Here is a 25431-nt window from a genome sequence, read left to right as displayed (position 1 = left end):
TGAAAATGGAACAGATATTCTCTGCCGCAAAACGTGTCGGCAATGTGCATCACGCCGTTTCCGAACATTTGTGCAAAGTCAGTGCAAAGACGGATGTCACCATGCGCTATCTGATTGCCAAGGCAGACCGGAAATGGGCCAACGCCTATGGCACGCCCAGGATATCGCTTAGCGCCGTCATCGATAATCTGATGCAGATCGGCGTTCTTGTCGCCGGTCTGGATCCGGTTCCCGTTATCCCCGAACGCCGGGAAAACATCAGCCATAGCTCGGATGAGCTGGTCTGAGACTTCCCGCTTAACCCTCATATGACACTTCAAGGAAATCTGAAAATGGCAAAAGTTCTGGTTCTGTATTATTCGACCTATGGCCACATCGAAACGATGGCCGAAGCTGTGGCAGAAGGTGCCCGCAGCACTGGTGCCACCGTTGATATCAAGCGCGTGCCGGAAACCGTGCCGGAAGAAATTGCTAAGGCGGCGCATTTCAAGCTTGATCAGAAAGCCCCGGTGGCAACTGTCCAGGATCTGGTGAATTATGATGCTATCATCATCGGCACGGGTACCCGCTTTGGCCGCTTGTCGTCGCAGATGGCGGCGTTCTTTGATGCGGCCGGTGGGCTGTGGGCCCGTGGCGCGCTGAACGGTAAGGTTGGCGCCGCTTTCACCTCGACCGGTTCGCAGCATAGCGGTCAGGAAACCACGCTGTTCTCGCTCATCACCAACCTTTTGCATTTTGGTCTGGTCATTGTCGGCCTCGATTCCGGCTATGCCGGATTGCATGAAAGCACTGTGGTATCGGGTGGTTCGCTCTATGGCGCGACAACGATTACCGGTGGCGATGGTTCGCGTCAGCCGTCTGAGAACGAGCTGGATGGTGCCCGTTATCAGGGCAAGCGCGTGGCCGAGGTGGCCGCCAAACTGCACGGCTAAGATGGGGACGCCGCCCCGGCCCCCGCCGGGGCGGCAGCCTTCCAACAGCCATACTTTTTCTGGATATATGAGCTGGACGAATAACGCCTATGCAAATCTACGGTCTAATCTGAACAATTTGTATACCTACCTAAATAGACCCTTAGCGTTTGTTCGTTTAACTTAAATGATCCGTAGTCGGATTTTTACCTGCTAATTTCCGGCTAGCCGCATGTCAGAGATGTCTCGGGTGTGAAGAAGCGCTTGTAACAGGATTTGCACAAACGGAGATATAAAATGGCTTATGCAACAACGAATCCCTATACCGGTGAAGTGGTCAAAACCTTCAACGATGCCACCGACACCGAGGTGACTGCTGCCATTGAAAAAGCCCATGCAACCTTTCTGAAATGGAAGGATACGGGCTTTGCCGAGCGGGCCAGGGTCATGCGCAAGGCGGCGGAACTGTTGCGCGCTGACAAGCGTAGCTATGCCGAGCTGCTCACCCTGGAGATGGGTAAGATCATCGGTGAGGCCGAGGCCGAAGTCGAATTGTCGGCGGCAATCTTTGAATATTATGCCGATTATGCCGAGAAATTGCTCGCCCCGGAGAAGCTTCCGGTCGCCGATCCGGCCGAGGGTGAAGCTATTTTAGTGCACGAACCGCTGGGTGTGCTGCTGGCGATCGAGCCGTGGAACTTCCCCTATTACCAGATCGCACGCATCATCGCGCCGCAGCTGTCGGCAGGTAATACCATGCTGCTCAAGCATGCTTCGAATGTGCCGCAGTCGGCGGCGATTTTTGAAGAATTGATGCTGAAGGCGGGTTTGCCCGAAGGTGGCTTTAAAAATCTCTATGCCACGCGCAAACAGATTTCGCTGATCCTCAATGATCCGCGCGTGCAGGGCGTGGCGCTGACCGGTTCGGAAGGTGCGGGTGCCGAAGTCGCGTCCATCGCGGGCAAGGCCTTAAAGAAATCCACGCTGGAGCTGGGCGGGGCGGATGCCTTCGTCGTGCTGGGTGATGCGGATCTCGATAAGACTGTGGGCTGGGCCGTATTTGGTCGTCACTGGAACGGTGGTCAGGTCTGCGTATCGTCCAAGCGCATGATTATCGTCGATAAGATCTATGACGAGTTTCTTGCCATGTACACCGCGGGTGTTTCGGCCCTGAAGGCGGGTGATCCGATGGACCCGGCCACCACGCTGGCCCCGCTGTCGTCACAGGGCGCGGCGGACGAGGTCAAGCAGAAGATCGCCGAAGCCGTGAAGCATGGTGCCACTGCAAGCGAGGTTGGTCCCAAGGTTCCCACCAAAGGTGCCTTTGTCCAGCCGACCATTCTGACCAATGTCACGCCGGATAATCCCGCCTATTATTGGGAATTCTTCGGCCCGGTCTCGATGATCCTCAAAGCCAAAGACGAGGCCGATGCGATTCACATTGCCAATGACTCGCCCTTTGGTCTGGGTGGTTCGGTCTTCACTTCCAACCCCAAGCATGGCGTGGAAGTGGCGGCGAAAATTTCGACCGGCATGGTGTTCGTCAATCACCCCACGATGGTCAAAGCCGATCTGCCGTTCGGTGGTGTGCGTCGTTCAGGCTATGGCCGCGAATTGCTTGGCCTTGGTTTGAAAGAGTTCGTCAATCACAAACTGATCGACGTCGTCGATATCGACGCGCCGTTCTGATTTTGAGTATCCCCCCGCACCGGGTGGTCGGTGCGGGGGCCTTATCCTGCACAAGTGTCCGTTTGCTACAGCTATCAAAAAAGGAAGAAATACATGTTACGCAATACGATTTTTGCTGCGCTGCTGTTGGGGTTGACTGGCGGGCTTCTTGTTGCAGCCCCTGCCAGTGCCGATGGCATCAATACCGATCCGGCCAAGGTGACCCGCGGCGCTTACAAGGTCGAGCCCTATCATACCCGCGTTCTGTTCGCGGTGAACCATCTGGGCTTTTCAACCTGGTATGGCGAGTTTACCAAAACCACCGGCACGCTGGATCTGGATGACAAGGCCCCCAAGCTGGATGTCACCATTGAAACGGGTTCGGTTTCGACCAGCAATGCCAAGCTGGATGGCGAACTGAAAAGCGCCGACTGGTTTGCCGCTGAAAAATTCCCGCAGATTCATTTTGTTTCGACCAAGGTTGTGCGCACCGGTAAAGATACCGCGGATGTCACCGGTGATCTGACCTTTCATGGTGTGACTAAACCGGTCACGCTGAAGGCGAAATTCAACGCCTCGGGCATCAATGTGGTCGATAAGCAGTACACGGCCGGTTTCGAGGTTTCGGGTAAGATCAAGCGCAGCGAATTTGGCATCATGCCGTACCTGCCCGCCGTTGGTGACGATGTCACCCTGATCATCTCTGCCGCCTTTGAAAAGGCGTAAGGTTCCGCATCTTCCCTCATGCTCCGCCTCCCTCGACAAGCTCGGGATGAGGGCTCAGGATGATGTGCGATAAAAAAAGGCCGGTCGTAAGACCGGCCTTTTTTCGTGTGCCTTGAATCGGGTGCTTAACCCAGCCGTGCGATGGCTTCGCCGAGGCGCTTCTGTAAATCCTGTGCCTCGGCCAGCTTTTCACGCTGTTCGGTCAATACATCTTCCGGTGCCTTGGCGACGAACTGCGGATTGTTCAGTTTGGCCTCAAAGCGGGCGATTTCGTCACTCGCTTTCTTGAGGTCCTTTTCCAGCCGCAGCTTTTCCTTGGCGATGTCGATCACGCCTTCCAGCGGCAGGGCCACGGTGGCCTCACCAATAACAAACTGGGCCGAGGCTGCGGGCACGCTTGCCGCTATGGTGGCGGTGGCAAGGCGGGCCAGCGTCAGGATCAGGCTGGCGTGGCGGGTAAGCCGGGCGGCGGTCTGATCATTTGCCCCCACCAGCACCAGATCAATTTTGGCCGAGGCAGGCACATTCATTTCGGCACGCACCGAACGGGTTCCCGCGATCAGCTCGATCACCCAGCGCATTTCCGTCGCCGCATCGGCAAAGGCGGGCAGGGCGGAAAGGTCGGGCCATGCCGCTTCGATCAGCAAAGACCCACGCGGGGCTTCCGGCACCTCGGTCCGCGCCCACAGCTCCTCGGTGATGTAGGGCATGAAGGGGTGCAGCAGCTTCAGGATCTGATCGCGTACCCAGGCCGTGGTGGCGCGGGTTTCGGCCTTGGCGGCTTCGTCGGTACCCTGGAACAACGGCTTGGCAAATTCGAGATACCAGTCGCAGAACACGTCCCAGACAAAGTGGTACGCTGAAGCCGCAGCATCATTGAAATGCAGATCTTCCAGCGCTTTGGTGACATCGGCGGCCACGGCGGCGGTTTCGGCCACGATCCACTGGTTGACCTGTTGTTTGACGGCAGACGGATCAAAGCCCGCCACGGTCTGGCAGCCATTCATTTCCGAGAAACGGGTGGCGTTCCATAGCTTGGTGGCAAAGTTGCGGTTCACTTCCACGCGGCTCGGCCCGATGCGCATGTCTTTGCCAAGGCCCGCAGCCAGCGCCAGTGTAAAGCGCAGCGCGTCGGCGCCATAGGCATCGACCAGTTCCAGCGGGTCAACCACATTGCCCTTGGTCTTCGACATCTTCTTGCCGTGCTCGTCGAGCACGCGGGTGTGAATGAACACGCGTTCGAACGGCACGTCACCATCCATAAAGTGGATGCCCATCATCATCATGCGGGCGACCCAGAAGAAGATGATGTCAAAACCGGTGATCAGCACCGAGGTCGGGTAATAGCGCTTCAGTTCCGCCGTCTGGTCTGCAGTCTCTGGGGGCCAGCCCAGCGTCGAGAAGGGCCACAGCGCCGAGGAGAACCAGGTGTCGAGCACATCGGGGTCGCGTGCAAAATAGATCTCTGGAGAAACTATTTTCTCTCCAACCTTCACCCGTCCGCCGCCATGCAACCGAATGGCTTCCATTGCTTCATCGGGATTCGATTTTGGGGTGAGTACGCCTGGCCCAAAATGTTTTATGGCAAGATTTGCAGCCTCTTCTTCCGTCTCGGCGACGAATGGCACTACTTCAATATCAATTTTCGGCTCATAAACGAGGCGGATTCCATACCACACCGGAATCTGATGGCCCCACCACAGCTGACGCGAGATGCACCAGGGCTGAATGTTGCGCAGCCAGTTGAAATAGACATTGCCCCAGTTTTCCGGAACAAATTTGGTTTTGCCGTCTTCCACCGCTTTGATCGCCTTGGCGGCCAGCGGGCGGACATCGAGATACCATTGCTCGGTCAGCATCGGTTCCAGCATGACCGACTTGGTCTTTTCGTCATGCGGCACGGCGTGCACAATCGGCTCGATCTTGTCGAGAAGTTCCAGCGCTTCAAAATCGGCCACCACCGCCTTGCGCGCGGCAAAACGGTCGAGACCGCGATATTTTTCGGGAATATCCGGGTTATCGCTGACGATCTTGGCGTCTTTGGTCAGGATGCTGATGAAGCCGATTTCGGGATGCCGCTTGCCAACCTCGCAATCGTCGAAATCATGGGCCGGGGTAATCTTCACCGCGCCGGTGCCTTTTTCCGGGTCGGCATGTTCGTCACCAATGATCGGGATCAGCCGGTTCACCAGCGGCAGGCGAACCTGCTTGCCGATCAGATGCTTCAGCTTTTCGTTTTCGGGGTGCACCGCCACGGCGGTATCGCCCAGCATGGTCTCGGGCCGGGTGGTGGCGACGATGATGAAATCGTCGGTGCCTTCAACCGGATATTTCAGGTGCCACAGATTGCCCTTGGTCTCGATGCTTTCGACCTCAAGGTCCGACACGGCGGTCTGCAAGCTGGGGTCCCAGTTGACCATGCGCTTGTCTTTATAGATCAGCTTTTCGTTATAGAGCCGCACGAAGACCTTCAGCACGGCGCGGGACAGCCCTTCGTCCATGGTAAAGCGCGCGCGGTCCCAGTCGGCCGAATTGCCCAGACGCTTCTGCTGATTAAGGATGGCGCCGCCGCAATCGTTCTTCCACTGCCAGACCTGATTGATGAAGTCTTCGCGGCTCATGTCGGTGCGCTTCTTGCCTTGCTTGGCAAGTTCGCGTTCGACCACCAGCTGGGTGGCGATACCGGCATGGTCCATGCCCGGCTGCCACAACACGTCCTTGCCGCGCATGCGTTCGAACCGGGCCAGCACATCCTGCAGGGTGTTGTTGAGGGCGTGGCCGATATGAAGCTTACCGGTGACATTGGGCGGCGGGATGACGATGCAGAAGGGCTCGGCTCCCGGCCGGCGTCCCGCTTTGAACGCGCCAGAGGCGACCCACTGGTCAAAAATGCGGGCTTCCACTTCCTTGGGATCGAACGTCTTGTCGAGCATCGTACACTTTCCATGAAAAACGGCAAAAAGGCTTTAAACGGTAGGGCGCCCTCTGAAAAGATGAGAGGGGCCACACCGTCAAGCCTTTTTGCCTTTTAGCGGCTTTTGGGGCCGGGAATCTTAAGGGATCAGCTTTTTGCGCTGCGTAGCTTGATGGTGCGGGCCACTTCGCTGCGTACCGCTTCTTCGAGCAGGGCGGGGAAATTCTCGTCCAGCCATTCACGCACAAAGGGTTTCATATGGGCGATCATCTCGGCCCGGTTCTCGCTCAGCCAGCGGTTAACGGCGGGGTCAACCTTCTCGCGCATGGCGTTAAGCATGATCGCCCCGACGGTCTGTTCAAGGTTGCTGGCCCGGTGGGCGGTTTCCTCGTCAACTATGGTGCGGTCAAGATTGGCCATGGCATCGTCTAACGCACGGCGCGATTTTTCCGAAAACATACTGTCGGATTCGGTCGCCGCAGGCGGCGTCATCATATTCATATCGGGTACGCTTAATTCCTGCTCGGGTTCAGGTTCAGGTTCGGGTTCGGGGGCGGCCAGTTCGGGCTCTGGTTCTGGTTCCGGCAATACCGGTTCTTCGATTACAGGCTCGGCTTCGGCGACCGGCTCTTCTGGTGCCACGTCCAAAAGGGGGGCGGCTTCTGGTTCCGGCTCGGGATCGCCAAAAGCGATATCGTCACCCGCCAGGGCGGTGTCCTGCTCCATCTCCGGGGTCAGTTCCAGCAGGTCATCATCTTCTTCTTCGGTGGCGGCGGCCAGTTCCTGGCCGAAATCAGGCTCGGCGGCTGGTTCGGGGTCGGGTTCTGTTGTCGGTTCAGGGGCTGATTCCGGTTCAGGCAGCTCCTGCGCGAGCGATTCTTCCTCAGCCGGGGCCTGTGAGGTCGAATCCTCGGATATGATCTTACGGATGGAGGCGAGAATTTCCTCCATCGTCGGTTCGTTTTGTGGACTCGATGCCATGGCGCGCTCCGGCCGTCTCTTACCTAAATGTTTACCTTGTTACGGTTACGCCAGAAAGGCAAAGAAGGTGTTAGCAACATGACAACTTAAGGGCACTTTTGACGATTCCGTCAAGGATCTACGGCGCTTGTTTGGCTGTAATACCCTGTTCATGCTGCCGCATCGTCTTTGTAATGCTCTTATTGGCTGTATATTTTAACATTCACCTTTTAAGATTATGAAAGATGGCCGCTATATCAGGGCTGTAAGGGCACAGATTGGTGAGCCTTAAAACGATTCGCACCGGTTTTTTATGGTTTCGTACCGCGTCGTGCGGGAATGATTCGCATTTTCTGCCCCATGGTCTTGGGCCGTGGCGCGAATATCGGGGGGCTCCGGGGTGGCGGCTTTTTGTGTTTAGCGCAAAACTGCGGCCTGACATCTGTGCAAATTTGTCTGTCAGAATGGTTCATGACGCATCAGGGGCTTGCCCGGCGCGACAAGATACTATAGCGAAGGGCACACAATATCTGTGTCTCGAGGCCACGTGGCGGAGTGGTGACGCAACGGTCTGCAAAACCGTGTACCCCGGTTCAATTCCGGGCGTGGCCTCCAAAAATCCCTTATAATATGTGCATTCCCAACGCCGTCGGTATGACGGCGCAAGACTGGGCTGGCTGAAGCCAACACCATTTCCCCTTACTATCGATGTATTTAGCGAATCTCGGTTGTGCTGACGGCGGCCAGTTGTGACGACAGCATTTGCGATGTCGCGACAAAACCGCTGGGGCCGATATCAACCCGATATAGCGCGCCATCGTTCAGCGGGCGCAGCGGCGTCTGGCCAATCGCCCGTTCGGTCTGCATCGCCGCATCGATCAGCCAACGGATCAATCCGCCGGGCAGATAGGGGTCCAGCTTCGGCCGGGGCGGCAGCAGGCTACAGTTGGTCGAGATCTGCCCATTATGGCCAAACCCGACAATGCGGTCGACGACATAGCTTTGCTTCAGGCCGGTGAAAAACGCCCACCATTGCCATTGCTGGACATGCCCCTGCAAAGCCCAGTCTTCGCCCTGTAATATGCAGGTGGTGCTGCGCCGTTCCCCATCAAGCCGCTGCACCGTCACACTGTAGGTTTTGGCGACCGGATAGAGCGTTTTGACCGCCACAGCCGCCACCGGGTGGGGGGCCAGACGGACATAGGACTGCAAATTCAGTCCCAGCAGCGCGAGACTGAGCCCGAAAACGGTAAGGATTACGCCGGTGCCAAGCAGATAAGGCCGCGCACAACGATGCTGACGCGAGAAAACGAGACAGATCAGCCAAATACCAATTACGGCGCCAATCAATGGTGCATAAACCAGGATCATCCACGTCTCTTTTCGTTTTGTCGAAACGTTTCAACAAGCCTTTGGAGACTGTAACGCAAGCGGACGGATGATTAAACCAATTTTACCATGATGCGGATTTTCGGCACGCACCGACACCTGTATCAGAATGAAGTGCTAGCCCATGGTGCATCAAGCGGCAGTCAGGATTCGACGGCCGCCCGGCTGACCCGCCCTATGCTGTGATAATCAAAACCCGCTTCGGCCATCATATCGGGGCGGTAGATATTGCGCAGATCGATCATCAGGGGGCGCTTCAGCAGGGCTTTGACCTTGTCCAGATCAAGGGCGCGGAACTGGTTCCACTCGGTCAGGATCACCACACCGTCAGCCCCGCTCATGGCATCATAGGCATCGGCGCACAGATCAAGCCCCAGGCGGGACTTGGCTTCCTTGCCCCCTTCCGGGTCAAAGGCACGGATAATGGCGCCCTTTTCCTGCAGATACGGCACAATCGATAAGGCCGGGGCATCGCGCATGTCGTCGGTGTTGGGCTTGAAGGTCAGGCCCAGAATCGCCACCGTCTTGCCTTTGAGCCCGCCAAAGGCCTGCTCGATCCGCTCGCCCATCTGGCGCTTACGTTCGTCATTGACCGTCACCACCGCCTCGACGATGCGGGTCGGCGTGCCGTATTGCTGGGCCGTTTTGAGCAGCGCCAGCGTATCCTTGGGGAAGCACGAACCGCCATAGCCCGGACCGGCATGCAGAAACTTCGGATTAATGCGCCCGTCCAGCCCCATGCCGCGGGCGACGTCCTGCACATTGCCGCCGACCTTCTCGCACAGATTGGCCATCTCGTTGATGAAGGTGATCTTGGTCGCCAGAAAGGCGTTCGAGGCGTATTTGATGATTTCCGCCGTCTCCAGCGTGGTGAAGACGATCGGCGTTTCGTTGAGGTAGAGCGGACGGTAGACTTCCTTCATCACCGTGCGGGCCCGTTCGGTCTCACAGCCGACCACAACGCGGTCGGGGTGGCGGAAATCGTCAATTGCCGAACCTTCGCGCAAAAATTCCGGATTCGAGGCCACGTCGAAATCGGCATCAGGCCGCGCCTTGGTGATAATCTCGGCCACCTGGCGGTTGGTGCCCACCGGGACCGTCGATTTGGTCACCACCACGGTATAGTCGGTCAGATACTGCGCCAGCTCTTCCGCCGCCGCATAGACATAGCTCAAATCGGCATGGCCATCGCCACGGCGCGTCGGCGTGCCCACCGCTATGAACACCGCATCGGCGTTCGGCACCGTTTCGGACAGATCGGTCGAAAACGACAGGCGGCCCTGACGCACATTGGCGGCCACCACATCGTCCAGCCCGGGCTCAAATATCGGAATAATGCCGTTCTTTAAGCCATCAATCTTGCCCGCATCCTTGTCAACGCAGGTGACGTTGTGGCCAAACTCTGACAGGCACGCACCAGAAACCAGCCCGACATACCCTGAACCGATCATCACAATCCGCATCGTGCGTCACCTTCAAAATTGTTGTTTGGACGGTATTTCAATTTTTATACGATTCTGGCTGCCAGCTTATGTCAGATTGGCGGTCCCTGCCTACACTCTGATCGGACAATCTGGCTACGCTACTGGTTTTCTGGCCCTGTCCGGTCCGTTGTCATGGCACAAAAGACCGGGCAGGGGACGTCTTTACGGCTGGGCGGTCGGCACCCGGCAGATATGCTGGCCAATATGGCCAAGTTCCTGCGACAATTTCATGTCGGCCCACAAAGAGAAACCGGCGAAGCGGGCATCGTCGCAAAAGGCGTAATCCTCGCCCAGCAGTTTGTGGGTTTCCGGATTGATGCCGAAGTGGAAATAGGGTTCGGGCAGTTTGCTGAAAACCTCCATGGCGATCATTAGGCAGCCGGTCGGCAGGCGCTTCATTTCGACCAGCCCGTTTGCGTCCGGCGTGGCATCGGGCAGTGGCGTGCCGAGAATTTCATATGGCGGCAGCCGTTTGGTATAAAGCGCGCCGACAATATCCTTTTTATGGGCCAGTAGCCGCATCAGGGTGTCGGCTGGGAAGATCATGTCGCTGTCGAGGAACAGGATGTAATCGGCCTCGCGCTGTTGCGCCCGTTCGACACCGTTGTTGCGCGCCACAGCTACGATTGAGCTTTTGGGGTTGATCACCACCAGCTCCACCCCGCGGGTGGCCAGACACACACCGGACAAAGCGAGGGCGAAATCCGCCTGCACGGTATCGGCAGACGGAAAGCATATCGCTACGCGCGGTGGCTTATTCGGCATATCGGTCAAAATCCCTTGAACTCCGTGATGTTGGTGCGCTCCGCCATCTTTTAAGTGTGGGGCATCAAAGCGTAAGGCCTCACGGGGTGGATTTTATGTTGCCGCTCATGGTCATCACAATCCCTAAAACCACGCCTGCAAACGCCAGCAAGATTATGATGGCGGTCACTGCCGCGGTGGTGCGCACCTGAACGCTCATTGATTCCTGACGTTCTTTCAATAAAACCAACTGGTTGAGGCGCAGTTGGGCCAGTGCAGTCTGGGCGTTGCGCATCACCTGACGGGTGGCCGGATCGGTGATGGCGTGGGCCACCTCGGCGGCATGGGCCGGGGTCGAAAGATAGGCATACAGATCGAGCCGGCGCTGAATCAGTGGGCGCAAGCGTTCGAAGGATGCCTTCTGGGCCGGTTCATCAGACAGGGCCGCATCCAGTTGCTGCCACTGAGCAAGCAGGTCCCGTCGCTCGCTGGTTTGCATGGCCAGAAAACTTGGATCGCGGGTCAGGGCATAGCCGCGGGTGGTCATTTCCATCCCGACCAGTTTTGCTTCCGTGCGGCTGAGCATCATAAAGGTGGCGTCGGTCTTTTCGTGCAGGGCGTAGCTGCGTCGCAAATGCTCATAATTGACCGCCAGCAGCAGCAGCGCTGCGGCTAACAGAACGGCGGCAACAATCAGCACCTGCTTGCCTACCGGCCTGAGCCAGCCCTGCCGCAAAAGCACATCAAATCGCAGACCAACGCTACACCATCGGAACATGATGGGCTCCGTCATAAAAGTGGCCGACAGGGAATGTCTGCCCCGGTACCGGTCCCATCATAACTCTATACCACATCTTTAGATTGACCAACGCCATAAATTCAACAAGATGCCAGCTAAGGGGTGGCGTTTTTTTCACCATTCTGACGGTTTGCTCATCCTCGCAGTTAAGAGAAAATAGGGTATCCCACAGTTCCCTCACGTCATCTTTCTTGATTTTTTCTTCAATTTCGGAGCATTAGGGGACCTGAAATATGATCGGAGATAAACTCATGGCATTTGAAGGCCTGATGAAAGGCAAGCGCGGTCTGATTATGGGGGTCGCTAATGCCCACTCAATCGCCTGGGGGATCACCGAGGCACTGCATCAGGCTGGCGCTGAGCTCGCTTTCACCTATCAGGGGGAAGCGTTCAAAAAGCGTGTGATGCCATTGGTCGAACCGCTGAATCCCGCAGCGGTTATCGATTGCGATGTCACCGATCCAGCCTCGATTGATGCCACTTTTGCCGAGCTCGAAAGGGTTTGGGGCAAGATTGATTTCGTCGTTCATGCCATTGCCTATTCCGACAAGGAACAGCTCAAGGGCCGGTATGTTGACACCACGGCGGATAATTTCGCCATGAGCATGAACATCTCCTGCTTCTCGTTCACGGCCATTGCCCAGCGCGCGGAAAAGCTGATGAAAGATGGCGGCAGCATGCTGACGCTGACCTATTACGGCGCGGAAAAGGTTATGCCGCATTACAACGTGATGGGCGTGGCCAAGGCGGCGCTGGAGGCTTCGGTGCGCTATCTCGCCGAAGATCTCGGCAAGCAGGCGATTCGCGTTAACGCGATTTCCGCCGGGCCGATCAAGACCCTGGCCGCTTCGGGTATTGGTGATTTCCGCCTGATCCTCAAGTGGAACGAATATAACGCCCCGTTGCGCCGCACCGTGACCACCGAAGAAGTTGGCAAGGCGGCGCTGTTCCTGCTGTCTGATCTGGGCACGGCGGTGACCGGCGAATGCCTGCATGTCGATTCCGGTTATCATGTCGTCGGTATGAAGGCCGAAGACGCCCCCGATCTGGTGGTGAAGAAAACTGAAGCCTGACGGTTTCAATTCGCAATTAAATGCGTTCATACTGGGCCCCATCGTTATAAAACGTTGGGGCCTTTTTCATGTCGTTCAACACTATCGGTCAGCTGTTCCGCGTCACCACCTTTGGCGAAAGCCATGGGCCCGCCTTGGGCTGCGTCATCGACGGCTGCCCGCCCGGTATTCCACTGACCGAAGCCGACATTCAGGTTGATCTCGATCGGCGTAAGCCCGGGGGCTCCAAATTCGTTACCCAGCGGCGGGAACCCGATGCCGTACGGATTCTGTCGGGCGTGTTTCAGGACGAGCGGATGGAGTTGCCGCTGACCACCGGCACCCCCATCGCGCTGATGATCGAAAACACCGATCAGCGCTCCAAAGATTATGGCGACATCCGCGACAAGTTCCGCCCCGGTCATGCCGATTATCCTTATTTCGTCAAATACGGCCTGAGGGATTATCGCGGGGGCGGGCGTTCCTCGGCGCGCGAAACCGCGGCACGGGTGGCCGCCGGTGCGGTGGCCAAAAAGGTGCTGGCCTCGCTCTATCCGAATTTCTCGGTCCATGGCGCCATGGCACAGCTGGGGGCTTTGAAAGCCGGGCGGGAAAACTGGGACTGGGCGGAAACGGCCAATAACCCGTTCTTCTGCCCCGATGCATCATCTGTGGCGGCGTGGGAGGAATATCTGGAAGGGATCCGCAAGAAAGGCTCCTCGATCGGTGCGGTGGTCGAGGTGGTGGCCGATGGTCTGCCCGCCGGGCTTGGCGCGCCGCTCTATGGCAAGCTGGATGGCGATCTTGCCAGTGCCTTCATGGGCATTAACGCGGTTAAAGGGGTCGAGATCGGCGAAGGTTTCGCCGCTGCTGAACTGACCGGCGAAGAAAACGCCGACGAAATGCGGGCCAGTAACAGTGGGCGGCCGGATTTTCTCAGCAACCACGCTGGCGGTATTCTGGGCGGGCTGTCGACTGGTCAGCCGATCGTGGTGCGTTTTGCGGTTAAACCGACATCTTCCATCCTTACCCCTCGCCGGACGGTTGATATTCGGGGGGGCGATACCGATATTGTCACCAAGGGCAGGCACGATCCTTGTGTCGGCATTCGCGCTGTGCCCGTCGGCGAGGCGATGATGGCCATTATTCTGGCCGATCACGCGTTGCGTCACCGGGGGCAAATCGGCGCGTAAATTCCCGGGAGGGGAAGCGTTATGGCTGGGTTCGGAATGATTTTTCTGGTCGTTGTTATCATCGTGGCGTTGATCGTGGTGCAGGGGACGGTGGTGACCGTCAAACAGCAGACCGGCGCGATTATCGAGCGTTTCGGCAAATATTTACGTACCGCTGCACCGGGGCTGAATTTTAAGGTGCCCTTTATTGATGCGGTGGTGCAGCGCGTCAGCTTGCGGGTTCAGCAGCTGATCGTCGATGTCGAGACCAAGACCAAGGATAATGTCTTTGTGCGGCTGTCGGTGGCGGTGCAGTACCGTGTTGTGCCGGGCAGCGAGGCGGATTCGTTCTACAAGCTGCAAAACCATGAGGAGCAGATCCGGTCCTATGTCCTCGACGTGGTGCGCGCCAAAGTGCCGAATATGAACCTCGACGAGGTGTTCGAGCGTAAGGATGATATCGGCGTCGCGGTGAAGACCGAGCTGGACGTCTCGATGAAGATTTACGGCTTCGAGATTCCTAATGCCTTAGTCACCGATGTGAATCCCGCCGACAATGTCAAAGCGGCGATGAACGAAATTCAGACCCAGCAGCGGCTGCAGGTTGCCGCCGCCGCCAAGGGCGAGGCCAACAAGATTCTGGTGGTCAAAAATGCCGAGGCCGAGGCGGAATCCAAACGCCTGCAGGGCGAGGGTATCGCCAAGCAGCGCCGCGCCATTGTCGATGGTTTGCGGGAATCTATCGCCGCCTTCACCGACAAGATTGGTGGCGTCAACGAGCATGAAGTATTGAATCTGGTGCTGATGACGCAGTATTTCGATACGTTGAAAGAAGTCGGTATCTCGGCGGATTCCAAGGTGATTTTGATCCCCCATGCCCCCGGCGGCATGACCGATACCGCCGAACAGTTGCGTAACGCCATCATCGCCGGTACCGAAAGTACCAACGCGAAAAAGTCCTGATCTGCAGGGTGTAACGCTTAAAAAAGGCGCTGTTACCAGCGCCTTTTTTGTTACTGTTCCAGCTTACGGAAGAAGCAGGTTGGCGCGCCGGTGTGGCAGGCCGAACCGGTCTGCTCGATTTTCAAAAGCACGGTGTCGCCGTCGCAGTCGATATAGGCTTCTTTCAGATGCTGAACATGGCCGGAGGTTTCGCCCTTGCGCCAGCGGCTCATGCGCGAACGCGACCAGTAGACGACTTGCCCGCTTTCCAGAGTTTCTTCCAGCGTATCGCGGTTCATCCAGGCCAGCATCAGGACTTCGCCATCCGAAACACGCTGGGCAATTACGGGAACCAGACCGGCGTCGTTGTATTTGACGGCGGCCAGAAACGCATCGCGTAAGATTGTGTCGGTCATTGTTTTAACGGGTGGGGCTTTGCCCACCGCTGTTTCCTTAAAGGTTCAGGCCTTCCGATCAACGGCTCGGATAGGCGCGTTGCAACGCCGCTTCCAGATCGGCAATCAGATCGCCGATATCTTCCAGCCCGGCATGCATCCGGATAACCGGGCCCTGGGCTGCAAAGGGGCGGGCCGTGCGGGTAAATCTAGCAGGAATCACCAGACTTTCATAGCCGCCCCAGGAATAGCCGATGCCAAAATGCTGAAAACCGGCGAAGAAGGCGTCCAGATCAGCCCCCGCTTTCAGCTCGACCCCGAACAGCCCGCAGGCGCCGGTAAAGTCACGCTGCCAGAGGGCAAACCCGGGATCATCCGGGCGCGCCGGGAACAGTATCCGGGCCACTTCCGGCCGTTCGGCCAGCCAGTCGGTCAGGGCGAAGGCGCTTTCCTGATGGCGTTTTAAGCGCACCGCCAGCGTGCGCAGGCCCCGCAGGGCCAGATAGCAATCATCGCCCGCGATATAGAGGCCGAGATCGCTGACCGTGGCGGCCAGCCGTTCGGCATAGTCTGCATTGGCGCTGATGGTGCCCATCATGACGTCGGAATGGCCGCAGATGTATTTGGTGGCGGCATGGATGTTGAGATCAACGCCATGGGCCAGTGCTGCAAAATGCAGCGGCGTTGCCCAGGTGCTGTCGGCCAGCACCGCCGCGCCATGGGCGTGGGCCACCGCAGCAATGGCGGGAATATCCTGCACCTCGAAAGTCAGCGAGCCGGGGCTTTCGCAATAGATCGCCTTGGTGTTGGGCTTGATCAGCGCCGCGATGTCGGCCCCGATGGTCGGGTCGTAATAGGTGGTTTCGATACCGAATTTCTTCAGCTGGGTTTCGCACAGATGGCGCGTCGGCCAATAGCAGCTGTCGGTCATCAGCAAATGGTCGCCAGCGCTGCACACAGCCATCACGGCGGTGGCAATGGCGTTCAGCCCCGAGGGCAGGGTGACCGTGCGCGTAGCCCCTTCCAAGGCTTCCAATGCCTCCTCCAGACTGCGGGTGGTTGGTGTGCCGTGGCGGCCATAGGTATAGGGCGCGTCTTCGGCTTTCAGCGCCGCCAGACTGTCATAAAGGATGGTCGAGGTGCGATAGACCGGGGTGTTGACCGTGCCGAAATGTGCCGCGCTCATGCGCCCGGCGGCAACCAGTGTGGTTTCGGCTTTAGAACGTTCGTCTGATGTGCTCAACGCGTTTACCCGCTTGTGGTTAAAGGCTTGCAGGCCATGAAAAAGGCGGGCCCCGTCAGGAGCCCGCCTTTATAGAAGCAGATTAGGTCTTGCCGTAAAAGCAGATTAGTTGATGCAGCAGACGCAGATTAATTGATTCCGTGCATGCCCTTTTTCAGCCAATGGGCCAGAACCAGCAGGATGACGCCGGAAAGAATGCCAGCGATGCCGATGGTCTGGAACACGCCGAGATAGGTGTCGAGCGAGACCTGCGCGTTCAGCACCTTGCCCGCCACCGTTTCGGTCGAGGCAAACTGGGCGATGATACCGGCGACATACTGCGCCATGGCCGAGGCCAGCAGCCAGACGCCGAACATCAGCCCGACCATCTTCGGTACCGACAGTTTCGAAATCATCGACAGACCAACCGGCGACAGGCACAGCTCACCCATCGAATGCAGGAAGTAGGCAAACGCCAGCCAGAACAGTGGCACGCGGAAAGCGGCATCGTGGAAATGTCCGCCAAAGACCAGCGCCAGGAAGCCTAAGCCCGCCAGCATCAGGCCGATGGCAAACTTGATCGGGACCGAGGGTTCCCAGCCGCGCTTGCCAAGCCAGTTCCACATGATGCTGAACAGCGGCGCGCAGGTGACGATGAACAGCGGGTTGAAGATCTGGGCCTGACCGGCGGGCATGACATAGCTCGACGTGATCTGCATGTCGGTGTTGCGGTCAGCAAACAGCGTCATCGAGGAGCCGGCCTGTTCGAACAGGGTGAAGAACACCACCGAGAACACCGTCATCACACAGGCGACGATCATACGGTCACGGTCTTCGGCTTTCAGCGAATAGAGCGCCCAGACCGGAATACCGATGATGGCGGCAAAGAACACCACGAACATCACCTGACCTAGGAAGGGCTGGCTGGCGAGGAAGGCCATCAGGCCGGTCCCGGCGACTTCACGGGCGATTTCCGCCGTGGTCATGGCGTTGTTGAGCAGGAACCAGACCACCGGAATGGCGATAATGGTGCCGACAATCACCCACAGCTTGGCGTTTTTCTTCGCCGTCTCTGGTGCATTGCCATAATGCTCAAGCTTTTTGCCCGCGAGCTGGAAACGGGCCCAGGCCAGACACATGCCGACACCGGCAAAGGCAAAGCCCCAGCGATAGCCCCACCAGATGGCAATCAGCGGCACCAGCGCCTGTGAAATGATCGAGCCCAGATTGATGCCCATGTAGAAGATCGTATAGGCGGCATCGCGGCGGCGGTCGATGCGTTCGTACAGCGTGCCAAGGATCGTCGTGATATTGGGCTTGAAATAGCCGTTACCGATGATGACCAGGGCCAGCGACAGGAACAGCAGCATGACGTTAGCCGGATTGCGGTCCGCGCCGAATTCGTAATGGCTGGCGGTCACATGGCCGGGCAGTGCCCCGCTGGCACCCTGCAGGGTGATGCTTTTGTCCTGGTTGCCGACGATCTTGTACTGATGACCGCTTGCCACGACGTATTGCGTGGCGGTGTCGCCCGAACCGGAAATGGCAATTTCGTATTTCTGGCCGTCAATCTTGACGAAGGGCTTGGCCGGGCTGCCGCCGGTGAAGGCCAGCATGAGATAGCCGACCGACATCAGGATGGCGCCGAATTTCACCGCCTTTTTCGAGCCGATGATCTGGTCGGCAATGAAGCCGCCGATCAGCGGGGTCAGATAGACCAGCGAAGTGAAGGCGCCATAGAGGCCGTTGGCGACCCGGTCAGCAAAGACAAAATGCTCGACCAGATACAGAACGAGCACCGCACGCATGCCGTAATAGCCAAAACGTTCCCACATTTCGGTGGTGAACAGAATGGACAGCAGACGCGGATGGCCGAACCAGGATCGGTCATCAGAAACAAGGGCAGGCTTTGCGGTGGACTCGTTCATAGTAACGCCTTGAAATATTCCGTGCGGCAGTTTGCACATCCCGGCGGGAAAGAAAATAACCTTGCGCGGGACAGGTTCACTAAAATGCCGCCCATTGGTGCGTAAAAGGTGCAATTCTCCCTTTAGCGCGATCTTGGTGTGGACCGCGCGGCTGTGCTTCTAAGCAGGCTGAGAGTTTTTAAGGCAGTTCGATATAGCGGTCTTCGCGCGAATAGGGCGTAAAACCCATGCGCTGATAGAGCGGCAGCGCGCGTGGATGATCCAGCGTGCAGGTGTTGACCGTCACTTTGTGCACCGCCCGTGACCAGGCGTTGGCGACCACGTGGTACAGGAAAAAATACCCCAGACGGCGGCCGATATAATCCGGCACCAGCCCGAAATAGGCGATCTGCGCTGTGTCGGGTTTGCGAAAATCAATCTCGCCCATGCCGGCCGGGCAACCGGCGACATAGAGCACATACAGCTCGTTGAGTGGGTTGGTGATGATGGCCGAAAGGGTTTCATCGCTCATCTTGCGGCGCTCAACCCAGAGCCAGGGGCCCCCCACCGCATTATAGAGATAACGATAGAAGTGCACCGGCGGATGGTCAGCGCGCAGAATCGCGACTTTTTCCTTGGGGGCGTTCGGCGCCACCATGACCGAGCGCTGGTGCATATGCAGAAACGTCACGGTCATCGCAACCGTCTTTGGGGCTGCGTTGTCGTCGGCTTTGCCTAGTACCTTATTGGGCACTTTATTGGGTGTTTTATCGGGCGGGGGCGCCTTCGGCTTGGTCATGGACCGGTTTCCACCGGTGTGTCATCACGCCCGCCCCATTCCGTCCAGGAGCCGTCATAGAGGGCGACATCCTTTGCCCCGGCCAGTTCCAGCGCCAGCATCAGAATCGCCGCCGTCACCCCGGTGCCGCAGCTGGTGATGATCGGGGCGGTCAGATTGACCTGTTTGGCTGCAAACAGCGTTTGTAAATCGGCGGTGCTTTTGAAGCGACCATCGTCCTGCAGCAGGCTTTTGTAATGCACATTGGTGCTGCCGGGGATATGGCCACCGCGTACGCCGGGGCGTGGTTCGGCCTCGGACGCGGTAAAGCGCGGGGCCCCGCGGGCGTCCAGCACCTGCGCGGTTTTGCTCTCAAGGTTGTCGAGCACCTGACGCCAGTTGCGCACGATGCCGGGCATCAGCCGGGCGGTAAAGCGGGCAGGGGGGAGTGTTTCGGTTCCGCTGGCCGTTGCGCGTCCCTCGGCCTGCCAGCGGGGCAGGCCGCCATCCAGCACCGCGACAGGACCATGGCCATAGGCCCGCAGCATCCACCAGGCCCGTGCGGCCGAAAACTGCCCGGCGCCATCGTAGAAGACGATCATCCTGCCATCGGCAAGGCCCAGCGCGCCAGCCTTGCTGGCAAAGTCGCCCGGTGGGGCCAGCATATGGGGTAAATCAGTGCTGTGATCCGACAGCGCGTCGATGTCGAAAAAGATCGCGCCGGGAATGTGATGGGCCTGATATTCGGTTTTAGGATTTCTGGCCTCGCCCGGCATGTACCAAGATGCATCTGCAAGGATAACCTCGCCCAGATGATCGGCTAGCCAGGAGGTTGATACGAGGGGCGCTTCGTGAGCCATTTTCGGCTGCCTACCCAATCGTCTTGCCTACAAGAAAGAAGTGGCTCCCCGGGCCGGATTCGAACCAGCGACCAACCGGTTAACAGCCGGTTGCTCTACCGCTGAGCTACCGGGGAACGGTGTGCTCTTGAGGCCGCGTTCTCTAGCGCGTCTTAACGGGAATAGCTATATCAAATTGATGCCGCGAAACATTTTTCTTGAGGTCTTATGACTGAACCAAGGAATTCCGTACCAAAAGTTCGCTTCGGACGCTTCTCGATTCCTGTCCCAGGCCAGAAATGGCAGCGGGTTACACTGGGCGTTGTGCTCTGTGTGGGGGGCTGTCTCGGCTTCCTGCCGATTCTGGGGTTTTGGATGCTGCCTTTGGGCATTCTGATTCTGTCGGTGGAGTTCCATCCGATTCGACGCTTCCGTCGCCGCACCGAAGTCTGGTACGGCCGCTGGCGTGCCAGGCACCCAGGAAAAACACAAAAGGCGGGAAAACCCCGCCTTTAAGTCACGTGCGCAAAAGTGGAACCCGGTTTTGCGCGCAATGTTCGGACAAAACAAAGTGTATGAGCAACCCGCCGTTTCTGTCTGAAGGCGGGTTGCGTGGATGCTCTATTTTTTCTTGGGCTTGCGATTGCCCTTACTCTTTAAGTCGTAAGGGTTATCGGTGGTGCGCAGCGAGAATCGAATCGGCGTGCCGTGCAGACCGAAATTTTCCCGTAAGCCGCCAATCAGATAGCGCTGATAGGCCTCGGGCAGCGACTCAAGCTGATTGCCGAACAGGGCAAAGGTCGGTGGCCGGCTTTTGGCCTGGGTCATATAGCGGATGCGGACCCGGCGGCCATGAATTGCCGGCGGGGCATGGCGGACCAGCGCATCCTGCAAAAAACGATTGAGCTGGGCGGTCGGAATGCGTTTGTTCCAGGCGGCATCGGCTTCCATCACCGCGGGGACCAGCCGCTCCACCCCTTCGCCGGTGGCGGCGGACACCGCAAACAGCGGCGCCCCGACCAGCTGGGGCAGGGCCTCGTCGGCAACCTTGCGCCAGCGCCCGATAGCCCCGGCCTTGTTCTCGACCAGATCCCATTTATTGATGGCAAAGACCACGGCGCGACCTTCGCGGGCGATCAGATCGGCAATAATCAGATCCTGCTTCTCGAAGGCCTGTGCCGCATCCAGCATGACCACGACGCAATCGGAAAAGCGCACGGCTTCCAGCGTCGAACCAATCGACATTTCTTCCAGCGTGTGACCGGCAACGCGGGCCTTTTTGCGTAAGCCCGCCGTATCATGCAGCAAGATGGTGCGGTCGCCCGCTTTCCATGGCATGGCGATGGCATCGCGGGTAATGCCAGCTTCCGGTCCGGTCAGCGAACGCTCTTCACCCAGAATGCGGTTGAACAGGCTCGACTTGCCGACATTGGGGCGGCCGATAATCGAAATGCGTAAGGGCTTTTCGTCTTCTTCGGCGGCAGCCTCAGCCTCTTTTTTGTCGGCATAGGGTTGCAGCGCTTCGACCAGTTCGAGAAAGCCCAGGCCATGTTCGGCCGACATTGTCACCGGTTCGCCATAGCCCAGCTTCCACGCTTCGTGAGCCGAGAAAGTGGCGTTGCGGCTTTCGCATTTGTTGGCCACCAGCACCACCGGCTTGCCAAGGCGGCGCAGCGAAGCGCCCACCATTTCGTCAGCGGCAGTGACGCCTTCGCGCCCATCAATAACAAACAGGCACAGATCGGCCTTATGGGCGCTACGCAGGCTGCCTTCGGCCATGCGGGCGGTCAGGCTGTCCTTATTCGAATCCTCGATCCCGGCGGTGTCGATCAGCGTCATTTCCAACCCATCAAGGTTGGAGGGGGCTTCGCGGGCATCGCGCGTAACGCCGGGCGTATCGTGCACCAGCGCAAGCCGGCGACCGACAAGTTTATTGAACAGCGTGGACTTGCCGACATTGGCCCGTCCAACGATGGCGACCATCAAAGTCATCGAGGGAACCTTTACATGCGCAGCCGGAAACGAGTGCGAGAGCGGGTTTTCCGGCAGATTGCGCGATAACACAATAAAAATAATCGGAAAACCGCTTTTGCTGGCGGTTCTCCGATCTCAGACAAGGTAAAGATACCTAGAAATAACGCCGACTTGCCTGAAAGTAAGACGTTATTCCTGCACGGTAGGGCTTATTTCAGCGCCACCAGATCGGCATCATTGGTCAGGACATAGACCATGTTGTTGGCAACAATCGGCGCGATGAAGGTGCCGTCGGGAATTTCGACCTCACCCATCAGTTTGCCGGTATAAGGCGAAACCGACATCATCTTGCCGCCGGACGAAACCAGCAGCAGCCGGTTGGACGCCAGCACCGGACCGGACCAGGTGACCGGATCACTGGTCGGATCGGTCATGTCGGTCAGTTTGGGCATCTCGGTCATCCATTTGACCCGGCCCTCTTTGCGGGTCAGGCACAAAAGCTGGCCGTCGCTGTTGAGGACATAGAGGTAATCGCCCGCCACCCACGGGGTTTGAATCCCGCCAATGTCGCGGGTCCAGGCCCGTTCGCCGCTGTCGATGGCGATGGCGGCCATGACGCCGGAATGGCTGATGGCGAAGACCATATCGCGGTCGATGACCGGGCGGGCGGCAATATCATCCAGCGTCGACAGTGCGGTGGTGTTGCCGGTGCGGGTGAGCATATCGCTCCACGCCGGGCGACCGTTCTGCACACGCATGGCGTAGAGTTCGCCCGAGGTGTAGGGAATGACCACAAACTGGCCGGAAACCGCTGCGCTGGTGCTAACCAGAATCCCTGCCGTTTCGGTGATGCCCTGGTGGTCCCACAGCTCGCGCCCGTCATCGGCGGCGTAAGCATGGAAGTGGTTATCCTGCGAGGCGACAAAGACCCGGCCGCCATTGGCAATCGGGGCATCCGATATTGGTACGCCGAGATTGATCGTCCACGCTTGTTTGCCGCTGGCGGCATCCAGTGCGATCAGATCGCCGAAACCGTCGGAAACAAACAGCTTGCCGTTATCAAAGGCAATGCCGCCACCGAAGCCCTTAGTGGCATCAATGCGTTTATCGGTACCGAACAAACCAAAGGTCAGAATATTGCTGACAGAGCGATAGCCCTGCGGCGCAACGCTTTTCTTCCAGATGCGTTTGCCGCTGGTCGCGTCAAAGGCGGAAATCTGCGCTTCGGCGTCCATGGTATAGATCCGGCCAGCCCCGACCACGGGTGCGGCGGTCAGGCGCGACGCCGTGCTGGAGCCGGTACCGGCATCCTCGGACCAAACCCTTTTGAGCGGGCCAGTGGCGGACAGGTGGTACATCGCCCCCGAGGCATAACCACCCTGGGTCGGCCATTCAGCGTTGACATAGGGGGCAGGCAGCTGCACCGGCAGCTCTTTTATGGTGGCATCGGGCGTCACCGCCTCGTTCAACGCCATCACCGGTACGCGGGTGCCTTTAAGCTTGGAAACACGTCCGCCGCCATCAAACCAGCTGCTTAAAGTATCGCAACCACCCAGCATCATCCCCGTGATGGCCAGGACCGCTAGTACGCTTAAAGTACGCGTTTTCATTTCTTCGCCTGATCCTTTGGGGTCGCCTGGGGTTGTTCTGGCTGTGCGGCGGCTTTGGCTGCGTCGGGATCGACCGGCAGTGTGCCATAATCGCCAACGCCGTTACGCATCAGGGTGGTCATTGCTTCGGCGCGCTGACGGATGGCATCCGGCGCGTCCTTATCTTTGGCCAGGGCGGTATAACCGGCGAGCGACCCTTTCAGCCGGCCGTCGCGGAAATCGACATAGGCGAGAATCTCTCGCGCCATGAAGCGCCAGCCCGATTTGTCGGTGTTGATCGGGGCGAGCAGCTCCTGCAGATCCGATCGGGACGCGTTTTCAGACATCGCCCACGCAGCGCGGACGCGCGCGGTCTGGCCCAGCTCATCGTCATTCTTGTCGGCAATTTTCTTATACAGGGCAATGGCTTCAGCTTTTTTGCCACTGGCCAGCAAGGCGTTGGCCTCGGACAATTCGGCAGTCACGGCATAGCCGTGGGGTGCCGTTTTGGCAATCTGGGCAAAGTCGCTGATCGCGTCCTTGGTCTTGCCGCCATTGGCGCTTTCGATGGCCTGCACGAATGAGGCCGAAGCTTTCTGGATCTGGGAGGCATGATAATGCTGCCAGACTTTATACCCGGCCACAGCGATGATCAGCACGGCCACGGCAGCGATGACATAGTCGCCATACTGCTTCCACAGCTTTTCCAGCCGTTCGCGGCGAACATCCTCTTCGACTTCGCGGAAGATATCGGACACGGAACTTAATCCTTTCGCGTGAGTAACGGATACAATTGAAGCGCTTAACTTAAGACCTTGGGCCTTGAGCGGGCATGTTAATTAACCCGCGCGCGGGCTAATGGCAACGGAGGGGCTATGCCTTACCATGTTTTTACCCCATGAAAACGGCCTTTATGGCTTAAGTTTTAATCCTTTGTCCCGCTTTCGGGCTGCCCGGCCCGGTGGAAAGTGAATTTATCGGGGTGGGGTGGGCTATCGGCATGGATCGCTGCCGTATGGCAAGGCGAGGTTCCGGTTTACCTTACGGGGAAATTTGGCCCATAGTCCGCCTTATCCGGTGGTGGCGAATCGCGCTGACCCTGGATGGCGAAATTCTGAAAACGAGGATGTCATGAAGCGCTTTCTGGTTACCGCGGCCGCCGTTTGGGCGGCTTCCCTGGCGGGCTCTTTCAGTGCGGGGCAGGCGGCATCCTTGGGCGATGTCCAGTTATCCGGCGCGCTCAGCGTCGATTATTCCCGTGATCGCAGTGAAGGGGAAGCGGCCCACAGTTTTGGCGCGACCGGCTCGGTGCTGGCGTCCTTCGGTAATCCGGGGCTCAATGTTCAGCTTGATGTCGGCGGCGACCGCCTGCGCATTGAGGGGGAGAATACCGACGGCTGGAGTGGCGCGCTGGATGGTTTCTGGCGTGACAGCAAGGGCAGTTTCGGCTTTACCGCCGCCCATGGCGTGCCCGAATGGGCCGATGGCGTGCACAGCCAGAGTTATGGTCTGTTCGGTGAATGGTATTTCTGGCCGGAACTGACGCTACGGGCTAAAGGTGGCTGGACTTCGCTCAATGAGAGCGACGGCAAAAGCACCGGTGGCTTTGCCGGTGTTGCGGCAGAATATTACTTCATTCCTGATCTTGGGCTGTCGCTGGGTGGGGATTACACCTCGGTTGAAGGCCTCAACGTGCGCGAAAGCCATGTTGCGGCGGAATATCTGTTCTTCCGCGATTTTCCGCTCAGTCTCAGGGCTTCTTATGACTATCAGAAATTTGGTCAGACCAATGTCAGCGCCTATATGTTCCGCCTGAAATATCGCTTCGGCGCGTCCGGCGCGCTGGTTACGCTCGACCGCAGTGGTCCGGCGGTGTGGACCGGCGCTTCGCCGCTGTTCATGCACTAACCCGCCACCCATTCCGGCATAAAAAAAGCCGCGTACCTTAAGGTACGCGGCTTTTTAA

General features: G+C 58.1%; 22 protein-coding genes and 2 tRNA genes. 9 read left to right on the top strand and 15 right to left on the bottom strand.

The features are described 5' to 3' along the window. The first annotated feature begins 5 nt into the window (after positions 1 to 5). From ACZ5RI_RS11815 to ACZ5RI_RS11800, 4 genes are all read left to right on the top strand, one after another. On the top strand, positions 6 to 287 hold the full coding sequence (locus tag ACZ5RI_RS11815) for a hypothetical protein (RefSeq protein WP_464513381.1): 282 nt from the start codon (positions 6 to 8) through the stop codon (positions 285 to 287). Positions 288 to 332: 45 nt separating this feature from the next. Further along, the gene (gene wrbA, locus ACZ5RI_RS11810; protein WP_464513380.1) at positions 333 to 932 is read left to right on the top strand and encodes an NAD(P)H:quinone oxidoreductase; all 600 of its coding nucleotides are present in this window, start codon (positions 333 to 335) and stop codon (positions 930 to 932) included. Positions 933 to 1208: 276 nt separating this feature from the next. Next, positions 1209 to 2600 (top strand): NAD-dependent succinate-semialdehyde dehydrogenase, encoded by a 1392-nt coding sequence (locus tag ACZ5RI_RS11805; protein WP_464513379.1) that lies wholly within the window; start codon positions 1209 to 1211, stop codon positions 2598 to 2600. Between the two features lie 93 nt (positions 2601 to 2693). Continuing rightward, entirely contained in the window at positions 2694 to 3305 is a 612-nt protein-coding gene (locus ACZ5RI_RS11800; protein WP_464513378.1) for a YceI family protein, read from the top strand. A gap of 125 nt (positions 3306 to 3430) precedes the next feature. Here the strand turns inward: ACZ5RI_RS11800 and ACZ5RI_RS11795 are convergent, their stop codons facing one another. Beyond that, positions 3431 to 6238, bottom strand: coding sequence for a valine--tRNA ligase (locus ACZ5RI_RS11795; protein ID WP_464513377.1), 2808 nt, complete (start codon positions 6236 to 6238; stop codon positions 3431 to 3433). A 128-nt stretch (positions 6239 to 6366) separates the two neighbouring features. Continuing rightward, positions 6367 to 7200 carry a DUF2497 domain-containing protein gene (locus ACZ5RI_RS11790; RefSeq protein WP_464513376.1) on the bottom strand — a complete coding sequence of 278 codons (834 nt, stop codon included), beginning with the start codon at positions 7198 to 7200 and terminating at the stop codon, positions 6367 to 6369. 520 nt (positions 7201 to 7720) lie between these two features. Here ACZ5RI_RS11790 and ACZ5RI_RS11785 point away from each other — a divergent pair. Then, a tRNA-Cys gene (locus ACZ5RI_RS11785) sits at positions 7721 to 7794 on the top strand. A gap of 99 nt (positions 7795 to 7893) precedes the next feature. Here ACZ5RI_RS11785 and ACZ5RI_RS11780 read toward each other — a convergent pair. From ACZ5RI_RS11780 to ACZ5RI_RS11765, 4 genes are all read right to left on the bottom strand, one after another. Beyond that, entirely contained in the window at positions 7894 to 8550 is a 657-nt protein-coding gene (locus tag ACZ5RI_RS11780) for a hypothetical protein (RefSeq protein WP_464513375.1), read from the bottom strand. Between the two features lie 161 nt (positions 8551 to 8711). After that, positions 8712 to 10031, bottom strand: a complete 1320-nt coding sequence (locus ACZ5RI_RS11775) for a UDP-glucose dehydrogenase family protein (RefSeq protein ID WP_464513374.1) — start codon at positions 10029 to 10031, stop codon at positions 8712 to 8714. Between the two features lie 183 nt (positions 10032 to 10214). Next, complete coding sequence (locus ACZ5RI_RS11770; RefSeq protein ID WP_464513373.1) at positions 10215 to 10817, bottom strand: glycosyltransferase family 2 protein; 603 nt, start codon at positions 10815 to 10817, stop codon at positions 10215 to 10217. 79 nt (positions 10818 to 10896) lie between these two features. Beyond that, the gene (locus ACZ5RI_RS11765) at positions 10897 to 11574 is read right to left on the bottom strand and encodes a CHASE3 domain-containing protein (protein WP_464513372.1); all 678 of its coding nucleotides are present in this window, start codon (positions 11572 to 11574) and stop codon (positions 10897 to 10899) included. 272 nt (positions 11575 to 11846) lie between these two features. Here ACZ5RI_RS11765 and fabI point away from each other — a divergent pair, with 272 nt between their 5' ends. The 3 genes from fabI (at position 11847) to ACZ5RI_RS11750 (ending at position 14782) form a co-directional block, all read left to right on the top strand. Beyond that, positions 11847 to 12668: an enoyl-ACP reductase FabI gene (gene fabI, locus ACZ5RI_RS11760; protein ID WP_464513371.1), complete on the top strand. Its 822-nt coding sequence runs from the start codon at positions 11847 to 11849 to the stop codon at positions 12666 to 12668. 68 nt (positions 12669 to 12736) lie between these two features. Further along, entirely contained in the window at positions 12737 to 13840 is a 1104-nt protein-coding gene (gene aroC / locus ACZ5RI_RS11755; RefSeq protein WP_464513370.1) for a chorismate synthase, read from the top strand. 21 nt (positions 13841 to 13861) lie between these two features. Continuing rightward, positions 13862 to 14782 (top strand): SPFH domain-containing protein, encoded by a 921-nt coding sequence (locus tag ACZ5RI_RS11750; RefSeq protein ID WP_464513369.1) that lies wholly within the window; start codon positions 13862 to 13864, stop codon positions 14780 to 14782. Between the two features lie 50 nt (positions 14783 to 14832). Here the strand turns inward: ACZ5RI_RS11750 and hisI are convergent, their stop codons facing one another. The 9 genes from hisI to ACZ5RI_RS11705 form a co-directional block, all read right to left on the bottom strand. After that, positions 14833 to 15177: a phosphoribosyl-AMP cyclohydrolase gene (hisI, locus tag ACZ5RI_RS11745; RefSeq protein WP_464513368.1), complete on the bottom strand. Its 345-nt coding sequence runs from the start codon at positions 15175 to 15177 to the stop codon at positions 14833 to 14835. A 58-nt stretch (positions 15178 to 15235) separates the two neighbouring features. Next, positions 15236 to 16342 carry a cystathionine beta-lyase gene (gene metC / locus ACZ5RI_RS11740; RefSeq protein WP_464515593.1) on the bottom strand — a complete coding sequence of 369 codons (1107 nt, stop codon included), beginning with the start codon at positions 16340 to 16342 and terminating at the stop codon, positions 15236 to 15238. 185 nt (positions 16343 to 16527) lie between these two features. Beyond that, positions 16528 to 18306: a peptide MFS transporter gene (locus ACZ5RI_RS11735; protein ID WP_464513367.1), complete on the bottom strand. Its 1779-nt coding sequence runs from the start codon at positions 18304 to 18306 to the stop codon at positions 16528 to 16530. Positions 18307 to 18484: 178 nt separating this feature from the next. Continuing rightward, complete coding sequence (locus ACZ5RI_RS11730) at positions 18485 to 19084, bottom strand: GNAT family N-acetyltransferase (RefSeq protein ID WP_464513366.1); 600 nt, start codon at positions 19082 to 19084, stop codon at positions 18485 to 18487. Beyond that, on the bottom strand, positions 19081 to 19923 hold the full coding sequence (gene sseA / locus ACZ5RI_RS11725) for a 3-mercaptopyruvate sulfurtransferase (protein WP_464513365.1): 843 nt from the start codon (positions 19921 to 19923) through the stop codon (positions 19081 to 19083). Before sseA ends, ACZ5RI_RS11730 begins: the two co-directional genes overlap by 4 nt. 41 nt (positions 19924 to 19964) lie before the next feature. Beyond that, a tRNA-Asn gene (locus tag ACZ5RI_RS11720) sits at positions 19965 to 20039 on the bottom strand. Positions 20040 to 20523: 484 nt separating this feature from the next. Beyond that, positions 20524 to 21894 (bottom strand): ribosome biogenesis GTPase Der, encoded by a 1371-nt coding sequence (gene der / locus ACZ5RI_RS11715; protein WP_464513364.1) that lies wholly within the window; start codon positions 21892 to 21894, stop codon positions 20524 to 20526. Between the two features lie 191 nt (positions 21895 to 22085). Beyond that, complete coding sequence (locus tag ACZ5RI_RS11710) at positions 22086 to 23486, bottom strand: PQQ-binding-like beta-propeller repeat protein (protein ID WP_464513363.1); 1401 nt, start codon at positions 23484 to 23486, stop codon at positions 22086 to 22088. Further along, complete coding sequence (locus ACZ5RI_RS11705) at positions 23483 to 24223, bottom strand: tetratricopeptide repeat protein (RefSeq protein WP_464513362.1); 741 nt, start codon at positions 24221 to 24223, stop codon at positions 23483 to 23485. The genes ACZ5RI_RS11710 and ACZ5RI_RS11705 overlap by 4 nt, the downstream gene beginning before the upstream one ends. A 373-nt stretch (positions 24224 to 24596) precedes the next feature. Here ACZ5RI_RS11705 and ACZ5RI_RS11700 point away from each other — a divergent pair, with 373 nt between their 5' ends. Further along, a complete protein-coding gene (locus tag ACZ5RI_RS11700; protein ID WP_464513361.1) occupies positions 24597 to 25373 on the top strand; it encodes a hypothetical protein in 777 nt (258 codons plus the stop codon). Positions 25374 to 25431: the final 58 nt, after the last annotated feature.

This window comes from Micropepsis pineolensis (genome assembly GCF_055392125.1).
Note: the sequence above shows the minus strand (reverse complement) of the source record. Positions and strands in the feature narration are given on the sequence as shown.

Excerpts from the sequence above, each read along its gene's own strand:
- ACZ5RI_RS11765 (WP_464513372.1), bottom strand. The coding sequence starts at position 11,574 with ATGTTCCGATGGTGTAGCGTTGGTCTGCGATTTGATGTGCTTTTGCGG.
- ACZ5RI_RS11775 (WP_464513374.1), bottom strand. The coding sequence starts at position 10,031 with ATGCGGATTGTGATGATCGGTTCAGGGTATGTCGGGCTGGTTTCTGGT.
- hisI (WP_464513368.1), bottom strand. The coding sequence starts at position 15,177 with ATGACCGACACAATCTTACGCGATGCGTTTCTGGCCGCCGTCAAATAC.
- ACZ5RI_RS11815 (WP_464513381.1), top strand. The coding sequence starts at position 6 with ATGGAACAGATATTCTCTGCCGCAAAACGTGTCGGCAATGTGCATCAC.
- ACZ5RI_RS11735 (WP_464513367.1), bottom strand. The coding sequence starts at position 18,306 with ATGAACGAGTCCACCGCAAAGCCTGCCCTTGTTTCTGATGACCGATCC.
- ACZ5RI_RS11710 (WP_464513363.1), bottom strand. The coding sequence starts at position 23,486 with ATGAAAACGCGTACTTTAAGCGTACTAGCGGTCCTGGCCATCACGGGG.
- ACZ5RI_RS11805 (WP_464513379.1), top strand. The coding sequence starts at position 1,209 with ATGGCTTATGCAACAACGAATCCCTATACCGGTGAAGTGGTCAAAACC.
- wrbA (WP_464513380.1), top strand. The coding sequence starts at position 333 with ATGGCAAAAGTTCTGGTTCTGTATTATTCGACCTATGGCCACATCGAA.
- der (WP_464513364.1), bottom strand. The coding sequence starts at position 21,894 with ATGACTTTGATGGTCGCCATCGTTGGACGGGCCAATGTCGGCAAGTCC.
- ACZ5RI_RS11780 (WP_464513375.1), bottom strand. The coding sequence starts at position 8,550 with ATGATCCTGGTTTATGCACCATTGATTGGCGCCGTAATTGGTATTTGG.
- ACZ5RI_RS11800 (WP_464513378.1), top strand. The coding sequence starts at position 2,694 with ATGTTACGCAATACGATTTTTGCTGCGCTGCTGTTGGGGTTGACTGGC.
- sseA (WP_464513365.1), bottom strand. The coding sequence starts at position 19,923 with ATGGCTCACGAAGCGCCCCTCGTATCAACCTCCTGGCTAGCCGATCAT.
- ACZ5RI_RS11730 (WP_464513366.1), bottom strand. The coding sequence starts at position 19,084 with ATGACCAAGCCGAAGGCGCCCCCGCCCGATAAAACACCCAATAAAGTG.
- ACZ5RI_RS11770 (WP_464513373.1), bottom strand. The coding sequence starts at position 10,817 with ATGCCGAATAAGCCACCGCGCGTAGCGATATGCTTTCCGTCTGCCGAT.
- ACZ5RI_RS11795 (WP_464513377.1), bottom strand. The coding sequence starts at position 6,238 with ATGCTCGACAAGACGTTCGATCCCAAGGAAGTGGAAGCCCGCATTTTT.
- fabI (WP_464513371.1), top strand. The coding sequence starts at position 11,847 with ATGGCATTTGAAGGCCTGATGAAAGGCAAGCGCGGTCTGATTATGGGG.
- metC (WP_464515593.1), bottom strand. The coding sequence starts at position 16,342 with ATGAGCGCGGCACATTTCGGCACGGTCAACACCCCGGTCTATCGCACC.
- aroC (WP_464513370.1), top strand. The coding sequence starts at position 12,737 with ATGTCGTTCAACACTATCGGTCAGCTGTTCCGCGTCACCACCTTTGGC.
- ACZ5RI_RS11750 (WP_464513369.1), top strand. The coding sequence starts at position 13,862 with ATGGCTGGGTTCGGAATGATTTTTCTGGTCGTTGTTATCATCGTGGCG.
- ACZ5RI_RS11790 (WP_464513376.1), bottom strand. The coding sequence starts at position 7,200 with ATGGCATCGAGTCCACAAAACGAACCGACGATGGAGGAAATTCTCGCC.
- ACZ5RI_RS11700 (WP_464513361.1), top strand. The coding sequence starts at position 24,597 with ATGAAGCGCTTTCTGGTTACCGCGGCCGCCGTTTGGGCGGCTTCCCTG.